General features: G+C 62.6%; 16 protein-coding genes and 1 pseudogene. 9 read left to right on the top strand and 8 right to left on the bottom strand.

The genetic code is table 11. The features are described 5' to 3' along the window. The first annotated feature begins 96 nt into the window (after positions 1-96). The 3 genes from AC1DLO_RS21055 (at position 97) to nrdR (ending at position 2,706) form a co-directional block, all read left to right on the top strand. A complete protein-coding gene (locus AC1DLO_RS21055; RefSeq protein ID WP_476891045.1) occupies positions 97-642 on the top strand; it encodes a hypothetical protein in 546 nt (181 codons plus the stop codon). Positions 643-651: 9 nt separating this feature from the next. Continuing rightward, a complete protein-coding gene (hisD, locus tag AC1DLO_RS21050; RefSeq protein ID WP_476891044.1) occupies positions 652-2,025 on the top strand; it encodes a histidinol dehydrogenase in 1,374 nt (457 codons plus the stop codon). Positions 2,026-2,193: 168 nt separating this feature from the next. Beyond that, entirely contained in the window at positions 2,194-2,706 is a 513-nt protein-coding gene (gene nrdR, locus AC1DLO_RS21045) for a transcriptional regulator NrdR (RefSeq protein WP_476891043.1), read from the top strand. A 48-nt stretch (positions 2,707-2,754) separates the two neighbouring features. Here the strand turns inward: nrdR and AC1DLO_RS21040 are convergent, their stop codons facing one another. From AC1DLO_RS21040 to map, 3 genes are all read right to left on the bottom strand, one after another. Next, on the bottom strand, positions 2,755-3,513 hold the full coding sequence (locus AC1DLO_RS21040) for an SDR family oxidoreductase (protein ID WP_476891105.1): 759 nt from the start codon (positions 3,511-3,513) through the stop codon (positions 2,755-2,757). A 16-nt stretch (positions 3,514-3,529) separates the two neighbouring features. Beyond that, on the bottom strand, positions 3,530-4,333 hold the full coding sequence (ppgK, locus tag AC1DLO_RS21035; RefSeq protein WP_184739398.1) for a polyphosphate--glucose phosphotransferase: 804 nt from the start codon (positions 4,331-4,333) through the stop codon (positions 3,530-3,532). A gap of 72 nt (positions 4,334-4,405) precedes the next feature. Then, positions 4,406-5,284 (bottom strand): type I methionyl aminopeptidase, encoded by an 879-nt coding sequence (gene map / locus AC1DLO_RS21030; RefSeq protein WP_184739023.1) that lies wholly within the window; start codon positions 5,282-5,284, stop codon positions 4,406-4,408. A 115-nt stretch (positions 5,285-5,399) separates the two neighbouring features. On the opposite strand from map, the gene AC1DLO_RS21025 reads away from it, so the two are divergent. Beyond that, entirely contained in the window at positions 5,400-5,564 is a 165-nt protein-coding gene (locus AC1DLO_RS21025; protein WP_184739025.1) for an SPOR domain-containing protein, read from the top strand. 24 nt (positions 5,565-5,588) lie between these two features. Here the strand turns inward: AC1DLO_RS21025 and panB are convergent, their stop codons facing one another. Continuing rightward, on the bottom strand, positions 5,589-6,500 hold the full coding sequence (gene panB, locus AC1DLO_RS21020; protein WP_476891042.1) for a 3-methyl-2-oxobutanoate hydroxymethyltransferase: 912 nt from the start codon (positions 6,498-6,500) through the stop codon (positions 5,589-5,591). 190 nt (positions 6,501-6,690) lie between these two features. Between panB and glnA (AC1DLO_RS21015) the strand changes: the two genes are divergently transcribed. Genes glnA (AC1DLO_RS21015) through AC1DLO_RS21005 form a run of 3 tightly spaced genes read left to right on the top strand, consistent with a single transcriptional unit; the run spans position 6,691 to position 11,624 of the window. Then, on the top strand, positions 6,691-8,031 hold the full coding sequence (gene glnA / locus AC1DLO_RS21015) for a type I glutamate--ammonia ligase (RefSeq protein WP_184739029.1): 1,341 nt from the start codon (positions 6,691-6,693) through the stop codon (positions 8,029-8,031). Positions 8,032-8,040: 9 nt separating this feature from the next. Beyond that, positions 8,041-11,052 carry a bifunctional [glutamine synthetase] adenylyltransferase/[glutamine synthetase]-adenylyl-L-tyrosine phosphorylase gene (locus tag AC1DLO_RS21010; protein ID WP_476891041.1) on the top strand — a complete coding sequence of 1,004 codons (3,012 nt, stop codon included), beginning with the start codon at positions 8,041-8,043 and terminating at the stop codon, positions 11,050-11,052. 50 nt (positions 11,053-11,102) lie between these two features. Then, a complete protein-coding gene (locus AC1DLO_RS21005) occupies positions 11,103-11,624 on the top strand; it encodes a GNAT family N-acetyltransferase (RefSeq protein WP_476891040.1) in 522 nt (173 codons plus the stop codon). A 7-nt stretch (positions 11,625-11,631) separates the two neighbouring features. On the opposite strand, the gene AC1DLO_RS21000 is transcribed toward AC1DLO_RS21005, so the two are convergent. After that, the gene (locus tag AC1DLO_RS21000) at positions 11,632-11,892 is read right to left on the bottom strand and encodes a hypothetical protein (RefSeq protein WP_184739033.1); all 261 of its coding nucleotides are present in this window, start codon (positions 11,890-11,892) and stop codon (positions 11,632-11,634) included. 221 nt (positions 11,893-12,113) lie between these two features. On the opposite strand from AC1DLO_RS21000, the gene AC1DLO_RS20995 reads away from it, so the two are divergent. Beyond that, positions 12,114-12,278 carry a hypothetical protein gene (locus AC1DLO_RS20995; protein ID WP_184739034.1) on the top strand — a complete coding sequence of 55 codons (165 nt, stop codon included), beginning with the start codon at positions 12,114-12,116 and terminating at the stop codon, positions 12,276-12,278. A 169-nt stretch (positions 12,279-12,447) separates the two neighbouring features. Here AC1DLO_RS20995 and glnA (AC1DLO_RS20990) read toward each other — a convergent pair whose 3' ends face one another. Further along, a complete protein-coding gene (gene glnA / locus AC1DLO_RS20990; protein WP_476891039.1) occupies positions 12,448-13,872 on the bottom strand; it encodes a type I glutamate--ammonia ligase in 1,425 nt (474 codons plus the stop codon). Positions 13,873-14,191: 319 nt separating this feature from the next. Between glnA (AC1DLO_RS20990) and AC1DLO_RS20985 the strand changes: the two genes are divergently transcribed. After that, positions 14,192-14,629, top strand: coding sequence for an RDD family protein (locus tag AC1DLO_RS20985; protein WP_461836253.1), 438 nt, complete (start codon positions 14,192-14,194; stop codon positions 14,627-14,629). An 84-nt stretch (positions 14,630-14,713) separates the two neighbouring features. On the opposite strand, the gene AC1DLO_RS20980 is transcribed toward AC1DLO_RS20985, so the two are convergent. Then, on the bottom strand, positions 14,714-15,478 hold the full coding sequence (locus tag AC1DLO_RS20980; RefSeq protein WP_184739037.1) for a DUF4191 domain-containing protein: 765 nt from the start codon (positions 15,476-15,478) through the stop codon (positions 14,714-14,716). Between the two features lie 89 nt (positions 15,479-15,567). Continuing rightward, a pseudogene (locus tag AC1DLO_RS20975) lies at positions 15,568-15,719 on the bottom strand (lipoyl synthase); the annotation flags it as partial.

Here is a 15,719-nt window from a genome sequence, read left to right as displayed (position 1 = left end):
CCTATTGGTAATAACGCTGGTGGCTTCAGCGTATTCCGCCACCCGCCCGGGCGCTCCCTTGTTGAGCGTCCAGAAACGTTTGTTAATGTTTGTGTCATGACCAAGCCAATATCGAACCTCCTCGTGTCCGTTGCCGCGGCGGACACGGATCCGCGAGACCGCAGATGGTGGTTATGGCTCGCGGTGCCAGCGGCTTCGGGCATCGGACTGGGCTTGGCATGGTGGCTCCTGGCGCCGGGCGGCCTCAACGTGATTTCCGGAAATTCCGCCCTCGCCGACCCCTCCGCTGCTGCGGGTCGGCTTCCGCGGGACTTGGTCCTGGCCGGGCTTTTGCTTCTCGCAGGCTGCTTCACGGCCGTCCTGCTCGACAGCAAGGTCCGGAAGCCGGGTCAGGGCATGAGAACTCTCCTCGCTGTCGTCGGCGGTCTGGTTGGTGCCCTGGTGGCGTGGCAGGTTGGCTTGCTGGGGGCGCAGTGGTGGGGTCCTGCCCCCAGCGCCGCAGCGAATGGAAGTGAAGGCTTCTCCTTACGGGCAATGGCGGCCCTTTTGCTGTGGCCGGGAGCGACTGCCCTTGTGACTTTTCTGCTGACTCTTTTCGGGCTGATGGGAAAGCAGCCGGAGGCATCGCCCCATGCCCCGTAAAATGATCTGGTGACCATTTCTCCGGAGAACTCTGCCGACACCGCCGCCCAGACCCTGGACTTCCGCCGCATTGACTTGCGCGGACGATCCCTGACCTTGGCGGAACTGCGCGCCGCGGTGCCCCGGGCGAAGCATCAGACCATGGCGGACGCCGAGCAAAAGGTCCTGAATATCATTGCTGCCGTCCGCTCCCGCGGTTTTGAAGCGCTTGGTGAGTTCGCCATGGCGTTCGACGGCGTGGAACAGTCCCACCCCCGCGTGCCGGCAGAGGCCCTCGCCGGGGCCCTGGAAAAGCTGGATCCGGCCGTCCGAGCTGCCCTGGAGGAATCCATCAGCCGTGCCCGACGCTTCGCCGATGGCCAGCGGCCCGCGAACGTCGACGTGGAACTGGGGGACGGCGCCGTCGTCAGCCAGAACTGGGTACCGGTGGGGCGCGTGGGCCTTTACGTCCCCGGCGGGCTGGCCGTGTACCCGTCCTCGGTCATCATGAACGTCGTACCAGCGCTGGCTGCCGGAGTCACGTCGATCGCTTTGGCTTCCCCGCCCCAGAAGGACTTCGGCGGCTTGCCCCACCCCACCATCCTGGCCGCTGCCGCATTGCTGGGAATTGACGAGGTCTATGCCATCGGAGGTGCCCAGGCGATCGTTTCCTTTGCCTACGGAATCCCGGGAGCTGGCGACGAGCAGCCCATCGAGCCCGTGGACGTGGTGACCGGCCCCGGCAACATCTTCGTGGCCACCGCCAAGCGGCTTGTGAGAGGCGTCGTGGGGATCGACTCAGAGGCGGGCACCACGGAGATCGCCATCCTGGCCGACGCTTCGGCCCGCCCGGCGCTCGTGGCCGCGGACCTTATCAGCCAGGCTGAGCACGACCCCAAGGCGGCCTCGGTCCTGATCACCGATTCCGAGGAACTCGCCTCGGACGTGCGGCGGGAACTCGCAGTGCAGTCGGGAATCACCAAGCACGGCGAACGGGTCCGCACCGCACTGTCCGGACCGCAATCAGGCGTGGTGTTGGTTGACGATCTCGAACAGGGCATCGCGGTCTGCGATGCGTACGCCGCAGAACACTTGGAAATCATGACGGCGGACGCAGCCGCGGTCGCCGCAAGGATCCGCAACGCGGGTGCGATTTTTGTAGGAGACTACAGCCCGGTCAGCCTTGGCGATTACTGTGCAGGCTCCAACCATGTGTTGCCGACGAGCGGTACCGCAGCCTTCTCCTCGGGCCTGAACGTCACAACGTTCCTTCGCGCCGTCCAAGTCATCAATTACAACAAGGCTGCCTTGGAGGAGGTCAGCAGGCACATTGTGAGTCTTGCTGATGCCGAGGACCTTCCTGGCCACGGCGACGCGGTCAAGATCCGCTTTGCAGATGCGTAACCACTACATGTATGGGCGTCCACCACTACATATAGTAATTACAGTATTGTCATTAGCCCTTATGTAGCCGTAGACTGGTGCCGGAAGTCAAACTTCCGGCACCTTTTGCGTCCCGGCCGATGCTGCCGCGATGACGTTCGGGCCGGAACCGAGCAAGGGAGGCACGGCGTGTATTGTCCGTTCTGCCGAAACCCTGACTCGCGCGTCGTGGACAGTCGAATGGCCGACGACGGCTCCGCCATCCGCCGTCGGCGGCAGTGTCCTGAATGCGGCCGCCGTTTCACCACGGTGGAGACCACCAGCCTGTCTGTCATCAAGCGCTCCGGGGTGGGAGAACCGTTCAGCCGGATAAAGATCATCAACGGCGTGCGCAAGGCCTGCCAAGGCCGGCCCGTGACCGAAGACGACCTCGCCATGCTGGCCCAGGAAGTCGAAGAAAACATCCGTTCCTCTGGTGCGGCCGAAATTGACGCCCACGAGGTCGGTTTGGCCATCCTCGGACCGCTCCAGAAACTGGACGAGGTGGCCTACCTGCGATTTGCCAGTGTTTATCAAGCCTTTGAATCCTTGGAGGATTTCGAATCCGCCATCGCGCTCCTCCGCCATGAGGCTGAAACTGCAGCTACGGAAAACGCGGCGAAGGGCGCCAAAGGCAAGAGCTCGGAGAAGAGCACCCTCTAGCTCCGGTGGTGGCAGCGGAGGGGAAGCCGCAGCCACCACCGGCACCACCTATCGTCCGCCGGAAACCGGGAGCACGGCTCCTGTGATGTAACCCGCGTCATCGGACATCAACCACATGACGGCAGCGGCCACTTCATCGGGGTCCGCACCCCTGCCCATCGGTATCCCCGGGTTGAGCCGTTCCACGCGGTCAGGCATGCCCGCCGCCGCGTGCAATCCCGTGTTGGTGCTCCCGGGAGCGACGCAATTCACCCTGATGCCCTGTTTTGCTACCTCGGACGCGAGGCCCACCGTCAGCACATCAACCGCGCCTTTGCTCGCAGCATAGTGCGCCCACGTGCCTGGAGAACCGGCTTTCGTCGCAGTGGAGGAAACGTTGACGATCGAGCCGCCACGCCCGCCGCTGCCGGTGGAAAGACGTCTGACTGCCTCCTGGCAGACAAAGATCAATCCGCTCACGTTGACGTCCACAACACGGCGAATCGTTTCGCTCGGTACGTCTGCGAGATTGCCGATGAGGTTGCCCGTGATGCCGGCATTGTTCACCACCGCCGTCACCGGACCTACGGGAGCCGCGGCATCAAAGAGCTCGGCAACCTGCGAGGGGTCGCTGACATCCGCCTGCACGCTGCAGGCCGTTCCGCCCTTGGCCTGGATTTCCGCGACGACGTTCCGTGCACCATCGGCGTCCGTGGAGTAGTTGACGACGACGGCGTACCCTGCGGCGGCAGCTCTGAGGGCTATGGCAGCGCCAATGCCCCGGCTGGCGCCGGTGACAACCGCGACGTCGGGCACGCCGTCGTCCATCTGGAATGCAGCCGTGTTACTTGGCAAGCTTGTGGTGGAGGGCGACGTCCAGGGCAGCTCCCACGATTCCAGCGTCGTTCTTCAGTTCCGCCGTGACGATGCGAGTACGCAAATCCAAGTGCGGGAAGTACTCGTCCGAGCGCTTCGAAATTCCGCCACCGATGATGAAGAGCTCGGGGGAGAACAGGAACTCGACGTGCGAGAGATAGCGCTGCAGCAGCACGCTGTACTCCTCCCAGCTCAAGCCGTCGCGTTCACGCGCGACGGCGGAGGCCTTCGTTTCGGCGTCGTGGCCGTCCACCTCGAGGTGGCCGAGCTCGGCATTGGGTACCAGATGTCCGTTGAAGATGAAGGCTGAGCCTATACCCGTGCCGAGGGTAATGACGAGGACGGTACCATCGACGCCTTCGCCCGCACCGTAGCGGGCTTCGGCGAGGCCGGCCGCGTCGGCGTCGTTGATCACCTCGACAGGACGATCCAGTCGCTTGGTGAGCAGCGAATCAATGTCGGTGTCGAGCCAGGACTTGTCGACGTTGGCTGCAGAGCGGACCACGCCGTGCTGGATGATTCCGGGGAAAGTGACGCCGACAGGCGAACCCTGAGCAGGGGAGTCCGAACGCGCCGACAACTCGTCCACGATCTGTGCGATCACTTCGGCGACAGCTTCGGGAGTGGCGGGCTGCGGGGTGGGAATACGAAGGCGGTCCCCGAGCAGCTTGCCCTTCTTGAGATCAACGATGCCGCCCTTGATGCCGGTGCCACCGACGTCGATGCCGATCAGCGGGCCGTTCTTGTGGATCTTCTCATCCTTCTTGGTCAATGCGTTTCCGTTCATGGCAGGAGGGGTGGGCATGTCGCAGCGCGAACGGCTGCAGGTGACCTTCCGGAGAGCTTAAGGAAGAGTCAGGATTTCGGCGCCGGTCTCGGTAACCAGCAGGGTGTGTTCGAATTGTGCGGTCCGCTTGTGGTCGCGGGTGACTACGGTCCAATCATCGGGCCACATGTCCCACTCGATCGTTCCGAGGGTGAGCATGGGTTCAATCGTGAAGACCATGCCGGCTTCGATCACGGTGTTGTAGGCCGGCGCGGCGTCGTAGTGGGGGATGATGAGGCCCGTGTGGAAGGCCTCACCGACGCCGTGGCCGGTGAAGTCGCGGACCACGCCATACCCAAAGCGTTTCGCGTAGGACTGGATGGCCCGGCCGATCACGTTGATTTCGCGGCCGGGTGCCACGGCTTTGATGGCACGATTGAGCGACTCCTGGGTGCGTTCAACCAACAGGCGGGACTCTTCGTCCACGTCTCCCACCAAAAAGGTGTAGTTGGTGTCGCCGTGAACGCCGTTGATGTAGGCCGTGATGTCGATGTTCAGGATGTCGCCGTCTTGGACCACGGTGCTGTCCGGAATGCCGTGGCAGATGACCTCGTTGAGGGATGAGCAGAGGGACTTGGGGAAGCCGCGGTAGCCAAGCGTTGACGGATAGGCGTGGTGGTCCAGAATGAACTCGTGGCCTATCCGGTCCAGCTGATCCGTGGTGACGCCGGGCTCGATGTGCTTTCCGACCTCGACAATCGCCTGGGCAGCAATCTTGCTGGCGACTCGGATCTTCTCGATGGTTTCCGCCGATTTGACCTCTGAACCGGTGAACTTCGCCGGTGCCGGTTTGCCGACATACTCCGGGCGCGGGATGGACGCCGGTACAGGCAGCTGTGGGCTGACGGTTCCTCGGGTGAGCGTGCCGATGGGTGCGGTCAGGGCGGGAGAAGGCATAGATTGATCATATAAGGGACGCACGAGACGCAAGTAACTAAGTAGCTACATAACAGCGCCGTAGCAGGGCTACAACCCCCGCCAACGCTTCGGCGGGATTCGCAGAGGAGGAACCGTGGCGGAGTTCTGGTACAACGTTCAGACACACCAGATCGAAGAGGACGCGTTGTCCGACTGGACACAGCTGATCGGACCTTACAAGACCCGTGAGGAAGCGGAGCACGCCCTCGAGAAGGTCAAAGCCCGCAACGAAGCCTGGGACAAAGACGACGAGGACTAGCGGCGACGATGGCCGGTTCCGGTCCTAGAAAGAGTGTTCCGGGCCAGGGAACTGGCCGGACCTGACGTCGTCGGCGTACGCCTTCGCCGCCTCGCTCAGTGTGGTGCGCAGGTCCGCATACTGCTTGACGAACTTGGCCATCTTGCCACCGCGCAGTCCGGCCATGTCCTGCCACACCAGAACTTGGCCTGTGGTTGCGTTGCCCGCGCCGATTCCGATGGTGGGTACCTCAATGGCGGCGTCGACGGCAGCCGCCGTTTCGGCTGGAACCATCTCCATGAGCACGCAAAATGCTCCGGCATTGGCCAGGGCAACTGCATCCTCGATCAGGCGGGTGGCGTCATCGCCCCGGCCCTGGACGCGGTAGCCGCCCAACGAGTGTTCGCTCTGGGGCGTGAAGCCGATGTGCGCCATGACGGGAATGCCTGCTTGGACCATGGCCCGCACGGTTGGCGCATAGAACGCGCCGCCTTCGATTTTGACGCCATGTGCCAAGCCTTCCTTCAGGAAGCGGACGCCCGTGGCCACTGCCTGCTCCGGCGACACTTCATAGCTGCCGAAAGGAAGGTCGGCTACTACCAAGGCACGCTTGGCTGACCGAGCCACCGCTCGGCACAAAGGCAGCAGTTCGTCGACGGTTACAGGCAGGCTGGTTTCGTTTCCGAAAACATTGTTCGAGGCCGAATCGCCGATCAGCAGGACCTCGATGCCCGCCTGGTCGAAGATTTCGGCCGTGTATTGCTCGTAGGCGGTCAGCATGGCAAAGCGTTCACCCTTGGCTTTGGCCTGTTGAAGGTGATGCGTCCGGATCCTGGCAGGAGCCTTCGATGCTGAAAGGTCCGTTGAAGCGGCTGAACCTGCACCAGCGGGTCCCGTCCCATAGGGGGCAGGAACTTCGGCGGGCATGCTGGAATCGGAACTGTTGCTTGGGGCCATGAATAGAGCGTATGCGGTGCCAGCCGTCCTAGCCACCGGCGCATGAGGAGCCTCACATTTGTAAACGCTGTGTTACGCGAACCGGGGGTGCAGCCATTCCGGGCCAATGCTTAGTAGAGTGAATGCTGAGTTGTCGTCGGCTTCGAACTTCGAGTCTGCGGCATGGACGTTGACCCGGAAATGAGGCCCCATGGACCGCCAGCAAGAGTTCGTTCTGCGAACTATCGAAGAGCGTGATGTGCGCTTCGTACGCTTGTGGTTTACCGACGTCGTCGGTTCCCTGAAATCGGTGGCGCTGGCTCCGGCAGAAGTAGAAGGCGCCTTCGAAGAAGGCCTGGGTTTTGATGGCTCGGCCATCGAAGGACTCGCCCGGGTGTTCGAATCCGACATGCTGGCCCAGCCCGACCCCTCCACGTTCCAGATCCTTCCGTGGCGCGGTGAGACCGAACAGACCTCCAGGATGTTCTGCGACATCCTGACTCCCGACGGCGAGCCCTCCTCAGCCGATCCCCGTAACGTGCTCAAGCGCACCCTCGCCAAGGCCGCGGACATGGGATTCACCTGCTACACGCATCCCGAGATCGAGTTCTACCTCCTGAAGTCCCAGGACCTTGACCCCAACGGCGTTCCTGTTCCCGTTGACGAGGGCGGCTACTTCGACCACGTACCCGGTGGCGTGGCACAGGACTTCCGCCGTACGGCCGTGACTATGCTCGAATCCGTAGGTATCTCCGTGGAATTCAGCCACCACGAGGGCGGTCCCGGGCAGAACGAAATCGATCTTCGCTACGCGGACGCCCTCCAGACCGCGGACAACATCATGACCTTCCGCACGGTCATCAAGGAGGTGGCCTTGCAGCAGGGAACCTACGCCACGTTCATGCCCAAGCCGTTCACGGACCACCCCGGGTCCGGCATGCACACACACTTCTCGCTGTTCGAGGGCGACACCAACGCCTTCTACGAAGCCGGCGCCGAATTCCAGTTGTCCAAGACCGCACGCCAGTTCATTGCAGGCATCCTGCGGCACGCTCCGGAATTCACCGCCGTCACCAACCAGTTCGTGAATTCGTACAAGCGTCTCTGGGGCGGAGGCGAAGCGCCGAGCTACCTGAGCTGGGGCCACAACAACCGTTCGGCCCTGGTTCGCGTGCCCCTCTACAAGCCGGGCAAGGGCCAGTCCGCACGGATCGAATACCGCGGGATTGACTCCGCCACCAACCCCTACCTCGCCTACGCCGTGTTGCTGGGCGCCGGGCTCAAGGGGATCGAGGAAGGCTACGAGCTTCCGGCTGCAGCGGAAGACGACGTCTGGTCGCTGACCTCGGCCGAGCGCAAAGCGATGGGCCACACACCACTGCCGGCCAGCCTCCACGATGCCATCCGCGCCATGGAGGATTCGGAGCTCGTAGCGGACATCCTCGGCGAACAGGTCTTTGACCACTTCCTGCGTAACAAGCGTGCGGAATGGCAGGACTACCGGCTCCAGGTCACGCCCTACGAGCTCAAGCGCAACCTCGGCATTCTCTAGGCTGTGGGTGTGAGCCTGGCCCGCCGGCTCATCTCAGCCGGCTTCAGCGACCTTGAGAAGGGTGAACGGTTCCTTGCCGCCCGTGAACTCGACGGCATCGACCAAGACACGATCTTTGCCGGGCTGCACCTGAGCGCCAACCCGGACACCGCGCTCCAGTCGCTCGTCCGCCTGATTGAAAAGCACCCCTCGCTCAAACAGCTCGCGGGTGAGCACCCGGATCGCAGCGAGCCGCTATATCGCCTGCTGGGGGCTTCCGAGGCCCTGGGGGAGTTCCTCATCAGGCACCCGGAGCATCTGGACGTCTTCGATGTCCGGGTCAGCCCTGAGCCGTTGTCTGCCGACGCCGGCGAACTGCGGATGAAACTCCTCCGTTCGGTCAAAGCGGACCCCAACTCTCCGAGGCCCGTTGCCGGAATGTCGGGACCAAGCGCATACGCCGCTCTTAGGACGGCCTATCGGCGGGGGCTGACCGAACTGGCCATCAAGGACCTCTGCGCCGCCAGCCCCCAGGACTTCATGCCCGCCGTCGGCGCCGAACTGGCCGACCTCGCCGGTGCCGCGATAGAGGCCGCCCTGGCGGTGGCCCGGGCGGAAGCAGCGGCGACGTTCGATGCTACCGATATTGCCGGCGTCGGGCTGGCTGTTATCGGTATGGGCAAATGCGGTGCCCGCGAGCTCAACTACATTTCCGACGTCGACGTAATCTACGTGATCGAGGCACCCGATCTTGAGGATGCCAAGGCCGCGACCATCGGTACGGCCCTGGCCGCAGGGATCTCGCGTGCCATTTCTTCCACAGGGTCCGAACCCGGATTGTGGGAGGTTGATGCGAACCTGCGGCCTGAGGGGAAATCGGGTCCACTGGTCAGGACGTTGCCCTCGCACTTGAGCTACTACGCGAAGTGGGCTGAAAGCTGGGAGTTCCAAGCGCTCCTTAAAGCCCGGACCATCGCTGGGGACAAGGAACTGGGCGAGCGTTACGAGCAAGCCGTCCAGCCGCTCGTGTGGGCCTCGGCCGGCAGGGAAGGCTTCGTGGAATCCGTGCAGGCGATGCGCCGCAGGGTCACCAACAACATTGCTCCCGCGGAAGAACAACGCCAGATCAAGCTGGGTCCAGGCGGCCTCCGCGACGTCGAGTTCACGGTGCAGCTCCTGCAACTCGTCCACGGAAAGTCTGATGAAACGCTCCGTTGCCGGGATACGACGTCGGCAATCTCCGCTCTGTCCGCAGGCGGCTACATTGGCCGCGTCGACGCCGCCGCTTTTGACGCCGCCTACCGCTATCTGCGGGTCCTTGAGCACCGGATCCAGCTGTTCCAGATGCGCCGCACCCACCTCATGCCCACCAGCCAGGACTCCCTGCGATTCCTCGCCAAGGCCGTCCTGGGGCCGTTTGCCACTGGCAGGCCACATCCTGACGCCCTGATTGAAACCTGGCAGAAGACCAAGCGATCCGTCCGGGAACTGCACGATCGGATCTTCTATCGGCCCCTGCTCAATACTGCCGCAAAGCTGAGCAGCGAAGACGCCCGGCTCACTCCGGAAGCTGCGCAGGGTCGGCTAGCAGCACTCGGCTACCGCGACCCGCAAGGGGCCATGCGCCATATTGAGGCCCTCACAGCCGGGGTCAGCCGACGCGCCGCTCTTCAGCGGCAGCTGCTTCCCATCCTTCTCGGCTGGCTCGCCGAAGGAGTAGACCCCGACGCCGGACTGCTCGCCTTCCGTCGTGTCAGCGAAGCCCTCGGAACCACCCACTGGTATCTCGGAATGCTCCGGGACTCGCAGGCGGCGGCCGAGCGGCTTTGCCACGTGCTCTCCAACTCACGGCTGATCGCGGACCTCCTGGAAGTTTCCCCGGAATCCGTTGCCTGGCTCGGTGCCGACAAGGAACTCATGCCCCTGAGCTTCGAAGCCCAGTGGCAGGAAATCCAATCCAAGATGTCACGCCATGCCGATCCCGAAAATGCCATGCGGCTCATCAGGCTCATCCGACGCCGGGAGATCCTCCGTATTGCCATCGCGGACAGCTCCGGCCTCCTCGAGCAGGATGCAGTGGGCACGGCATTGGCCGACGCCGACCGGGCAGCAGTTCTAGGCGCCCTGCACGTCGCTGAAGCTATCGTGGCCTCCGAGGGCCCCCTCAAAACGCAGGTCCTGGTGGTTGCCATGGGCAGGCAAGGCGGACGCGAGATCGGGTACGGCTCGGATGCAGACGTCATGTACGTTCATCGCGCCCTTCCTGGGGCAGGTGAATCGGAAGCGCAGCAGCAGGCCCTCGCCATTGTGGGGCATATTTCCACCCTCCTGACCCAACCCCTCAAACCGGCCATCCTCGCCGAGCGTGTCCTAGCCGTTGACGCCGATCTTCGCCCCGAGGGGAAGAGCGGTGCCATGGTCCGTTCACTGGAGTCTTACGCGGAGTACTACCGCCGGTGGTCCCTTATCTGGGAGGCGCAGGCGCTTCTGCGGGCCCAACCCATGGCTGGCAACGACGAATTGGCGGCAGAATTCCTCCGGCTCATCAACCCCATCCGCTACCCTAAGACACTCGCTGAAACGGATCTGCGGGAGATCCGACGGGTCAAGGCCCGCGTCGAGTCCGAGCGGCTCCCCAGGGGGGCAGATCCGGCGAGGCACGTGAAACTCGGCAGGGGCGGACTTAGCGACGTCGAGTGGCTTGTGCAGTTGTTGCAGCTCCAACACGCGGGCGAACATCCGCAGCTCCGGACCACCTCCACGCTGCAGGCGCTTGACGCCATTGAGCCGTTGGGCTTGATCGACAAGAGCGACGTCGTGTTGCTGCGCGAAGCGTGGAGGCTCGCGAGCCGTATCCGATCGGCAAATGTGATCTGCACCGGGCGCGCCTCTGACCTCTTGCCTGCCTCCCGGCGGGACCTGGAGGCAGTTGCCCGCTGGTGCGGCTATGCCCCCGGCCAAGCTGCAGTGTTCGAAGAGGACTACCTGCGCCTGAGCCGGCGGACCCGCGCGGTGTTTGAAAAGGATTTCTACGGCCAGTGATTTGCCGTTCGAGCCACAGGACGCAGCGCGTGGACCGCTAAGCTCGAAGGATGCTTGAAACGGTGTGGATCATTCCCTTGAAGAACCTCGACGAGGATGCCCGCGCCATCAAGCTCGGCGACGTCGCGGATATGGAACTGGCAGCCGGGCAGGAGGACTTTGTCGGGGACCCTTTCACGATGATGCTCAGGGGCTTGGAGGACGAAACCCGCCTGCCGTATGTGATCGAAGAGGCCGGTGCCGCCGTCGGAGTTTTCACGTTGCAAGCCGGTGCCGCGACCCTGGCAGGATGGCCTGACGACGATTCCGCCTGGCTCTTGCGAGGATTCCTGATCGACCGGCGGCACCAAGGGAAAGGCTTGGGTTCCCAGGCCGCCGCCGCCGCTGCCCGGGAAGGGCTGAAGCTGACGGCGAGGCTGGGTGGCGGCCAGGCCGGCGTCGTACTCTCCGTCAATGAGCGCAATCCGGCAGCCCGCGCGGCCTATGAGAAAGCGGGCTTTATCGAGAGCGGCAGGTACCTGGGTGGTTCCTCCGGTCCGCAATGGACGATGTACCGGGAGTTCAGCCGTTAGGCGGTATCTAGGACTCGACGAGCGTCAGGATTGTCTCCGGGCGCACGCCGTCGAATTTCATGGCCTCGGCCGCAACTTCGGACTCCATCATTCGCTGGAATGTTTCCATGTCCGGGACTTCGACGATCAGTCCGACACGGTTGGTCTTTGCGGGGTCTGCGAACGTTCGAACCGTAATGCCCATGGGTCCGAAGATTTCTTCACGTTTTGGTGAGCTGAGCCAGTGCTCAACGTCGTCGACCTCATGGAAGATCATCAAGGTTGTCATCGTATGCCTCCGCTTTCAGAAGTTGCGTCAGGAGCCGGAAGGGATGAGGACTCGCTTCTAAGCATCCTGATCACGCTGAACGTACCACGGCGTCCACTGCGGCGACAGGCTTCCGCGGGTGCGGATTAGAATAATAAGCATGCTTACAGTAAGGTTGCTGAGGTTTGCACAGCGATAAAGGCAATCATCAGAATGTTTACGACTGAAACGGAAGGTACATCATGAATGTCATCCTCGGAATCGTCGCGGTCATCGCGATCGTTTTCTTTATCATTGGCGGCACGGTAAAGGCCCTGGGGTTCCTTCTCTGGATCGCCCCGATACTGATCGTCTTGGCGATCGTCGTCTTCCTCTTCCGGTTGATTAGCGGGCGTCGGCGGGTGTAGGGAAAATTGGGGGTCCGACCCCGGGAATTCGAGGCCTTTACAAAAGGACGGCTGTGTCTTCGAAGACACAGCCGTTCTTTTTTGTGCGATTTTCGCCCCCAGGAGTTAAACGGAGAAGGGGTCATGGGCGCTTGCCCATGACCCCTTCTTATGCTTCCTGCGGTGTTACTTAGACGCCGTAGTAGAGCTCGAACTCGTACGGGTTCGGGCGCAGCGACAGCGGACGGATCTCGTTCTCGTACTTGTACTCGATCCAGGTGTCGATCAGGTCCTGGGTGAACACGCCGCCGGCCTGCAGGAACTCGTTGTCCTCGCGCAGGGCCTCGAGTGCTTCCTCAAGGGAGCCCGGAGCCTTGGGGATGTCCTTGGCTTCCTCGGCAGGCAGTTCGTACAGGTCCTTGTCGATCGGAGCCGGGGGCTCGATGCGGTTGCGGATGCCGTCGATGCCAGCCATGAGCTGTGCAGCGAACGCCAGGTACGGGTTGGAGGCGGCGTCCGGAGCGCGGAACTCGATGCGCTTGGCCTTCGGGTTGGAGCCCGTGATCGGGATGCGGATGCCGGCGGAGCGGTTGCCCTGCGAGTAGACCATGTTGACCGGAGCTTCGAAGCCCTTGACCAGTCGGCGGTAGGAGTTGACCGTCGGGTTGGTGAAGGCGAGCACAGCAGAGGAGTGCTTCAGCAGGCCGCCGATGTACCAGCGTGCGGTGTCGGAGAGGCCGGCGTAGCCCTTCTCGTCGTAGAACAGCGGGTCACCGTTGCTCCAGAGGGACTGGTGGCAGTGCATACCCGAGCCATTGTCACCGAAAATCGGCTTCGGCATGAAGGTTACGGACTTGCCGTACTCCCACGCGGTGTTCTTGATGACGTACTTGAACTTCTGCAGGTCGTCGGCAGCGTGCACCAGCGTGGTGAACTTGTAGTTGATCTCAGCCTGACCTGCGGCGCCGACTTCGTGGTGCGAGCGCTCGACTTCGAGGCCTGCCTCGTCCAGGGCGAGGCACATGGCGTCGCGGAGGTCAGCCTGGTGGTCAACCGGGGATACCGGGAAGTAGCCGCCCTTGAAGGGGGTCTTGTAACCGAGGTTTCCGCCTTCTTCTTCGCGGCTCGTGTTCCAAGGGGCTTCAATCGAGTCGACCTTGTAGAAGGAACCCTGCGGGGAGGATTCGAACTGAACGTTGTCGAAGACGTAGAACTCAGCTTCGGGAGCAAAGAATGCCGTGTCCGCAATGCCAGTGGAGGCAAGGTAGGCTTCTGCCTTTTCGGCAACGCCGCGCGGGTCGCGGTGGTACGGGTCTCCCGTGCGGGGGTTCACGATGGAGAAGTTCAGCGCGAGGGTCTTCTCGACGCGGAAGGCGTCGATGAAGGCCGTGGTGACGTCCGGGATGAGCTGCATGTCGGACTCGGCGATGCCCTGGAAACCGCGGATGGAAGATCCGTCAAAGAGCTGACCGTTGACAAAGAAGTCAGCGTCGACGCTCTTCGCCGGCACATTGAAGTGCTGCTGGACGCCCGGAAGATCGGTGAAGCGGATATCGACGAACTTTACGTCTTCGTCTTTGATGAACTTGAGGACTTCGTCCGCAGTCTTGAACATCTATGCTCCTATCGCATAACAGGTAACAGGCCTTCAGGCCGTCTGATCCAGCGCAAACCGAAGGCAGGGAAACAAAAAAGTGTCCCTGCATCGGCGGCTAGCAACTTCTCCAACCCTAGGGAAAGGGGATTTCCCCGCGGTGTCAGTATTGTTTCGTGCAGGTTACAGAACTGCCTGCCGTGTAAACGCTACTGGTCTACTGCAGTGCCAGTCTATGTCTTTCCTCCGTGTGTCTGTTTCCTTGTGAACACAGTGAACACTCCACCGGGCCCCACCGCCCGTCGTCGGGCATCCGATGGTGAAGCCGTAAGCTTGACGTGTGGTTGATCGAAAAGACATTGGTTCATGGCTCACAGGGCCGGATACGTCCGGAATCTCCAAGTACCCGGGAGAACGGCTCGGATTGCCAGAGTCCGGTCCCGGCTCCATCGCCCGGGCCGGCCGTCGCATCCTGGCGATCTGCATCGACTGGGTCATTGCCTTGGCGATCAGCAACTTCGCCTTCGGTGGCAACCAGTGGGCAACGCTTGCAGTCTTTGCGGTGGAACAGATCCTTCTCATCGGCACGCTCGGCTACAGCATTGGACACCGTGTTGCGGGCATCCACGTGGTGCGCCTTGGTGGCGCGCCGGCAGGCCCGCTGGCCGCGTTGGTAAGGACCCTTCTGTTGTGCCTCGTGATTCCCGCGGTTGTCTTTGATCCCGACCAGCGCGGACTCCACGACAAAGCCATGAACACGATTCTCATCCGGATGTAACTTTTCCGCAGATAAGCAGACAAAAGAACCGCCCGGTTCCTGGATTATCCATCCATGAACCGGGCGGGTCTCTTGTATGTAGTCTTAGCGTCCGCGGGCTGCCTTGCGGTCCGGGCGAGCCTTGTACGGGTCGATGCCCTTCGGGATCGGCAGACGGTTGCCGAGCGAGGAGATCCGCTTGCTGACGGCGTTGACCTCGACCTTGGTGAGCTCGTTCTTGTACTTGTTCATGGTCTTTGCGATCTGGCTGATGGGCACCTGGCCCTCGCCACGGCCGCTTTCGATCACGTGGATCGTCACGTTCGGGAGAATGCGTGAGAGCTTCTTGCGCTCGGCGTCAGCCAGCGGCTTGACGCGGTGCGAAGGTCCTTCGGTCACCAGCACGACGCCGGGACGGCCGATGGCACGGAAGACCGCGTCCTGGGTGCGGGGGTTGACCGCGACCGGCTGGTCCTCCGTGATCCAGCCGCGGCGCAGGGTTCCCAGAGCCGCACCTGAGGCTCCAGGCTGGTTCTCGATCTGCGCAAAGGCCGCCCGTTCCGCGCGGCGCGAGAGGATGAAGACAGCTGCCAGCAGGCCCAGTGGGATGCCGATGATCAGGCCCGTGACCCAGTTGTTCAGGAGGAGACCCACGATGAGGCTGACAGCAACGACACCGAGGAACGCCAGAAGCATGAGCCACACAACGATGGGGTCATTGCGGCGAGTCATCTTGAAGACCTCGCCGATCTGCTTCAGCTGGCTCGGCTTCTTGGCCTTGGCTTCCTTGGGCTTGCGGGAAAACAAGCCGCGCTTGGGAGCGTCGGCAGCCGATGTTGTCGAGTTGCTGGAATCAGGGGATTTCGCCATAGTGCCTTAATTCTACGTGATTTATACCAAAGGACCGGACGCCGGATTTGTCCGGGGTCCGGTCCTTTGACCGTGCTTTTGCTGGAGTGCTAAGCGTGGTGTGCGAGGAGGGTGCTGGCTTCCTGGCGGGTGGTGCCGGAGTCCTGGATGCCCTCGGCGATGTGGGCCAGGTGGGCGGGGATGTCGCGGCCTTTCTTGCGCATCGCGGTGGCCCAGAGGCGTCCGGCGCGGTAGGAGGAGC

The sequence above is a fragment of the Arthrobacter sp. 01T419 genome, assembly GCF_056398865.1.
The sequence above is the reverse complement of the archived record's forward strand: the minus strand, read 5'-3'. Positions and strand labels throughout refer to the sequence as shown.

Coding starts and splice junctions, on each gene's coding strand:
- AC1DLO_RS21055 (WP_476891045.1), top strand. CDS start 97: ATGACCAAGCCAATATCGAACCTCCTCGTGTCCGTTGCCGCGGCGGAC.
- AC1DLO_RS21040 (WP_476891105.1), bottom strand. CDS start 3,513: ATGGACGACGGCGTGCCCGACGTCGCGGTTGTCACCGGCGCCAGCCGG.
- map (WP_184739023.1), bottom strand. CDS start 5,284: ATGCCTTCTCCCGCCCTGACCGCACCCATCGGCACGCTCACCCGAGGA.
- panB (WP_476891042.1), bottom strand. CDS start 6,500: ATGGCCCCAAGCAACAGTTCCGATTCCAGCATGCCCGCCGAAGTTCCT.
- glnA (WP_184739029.1), top strand. CDS start 6,691: ATGGACCGCCAGCAAGAGTTCGTTCTGCGAACTATCGAAGAGCGTGAT.
- AC1DLO_RS21005 (WP_476891040.1), top strand. CDS start 11,103: ATGCTTGAAACGGTGTGGATCATTCCCTTGAAGAACCTCGACGAGGAT.
- AC1DLO_RS21000 (WP_184739033.1), bottom strand. CDS start 11,892: ATGACAACCTTGATGATCTTCCATGAGGTCGACGACGTTGAGCACTGG.
- AC1DLO_RS20995 (WP_184739034.1), top strand. CDS start 12,114: ATGAATGTCATCCTCGGAATCGTCGCGGTCATCGCGATCGTTTTCTTT.
- glnA (WP_476891039.1), bottom strand. CDS start 13,872: ATGTTCAAGACTGCGGACGAAGTCCTCAAGTTCATCAAAGACGAAGAC.
- AC1DLO_RS20980 (WP_184739037.1), bottom strand. CDS start 15,478: ATGGCGAAATCCCCTGATTCCAGCAACTCGACAACATCGGCTGCCGAC.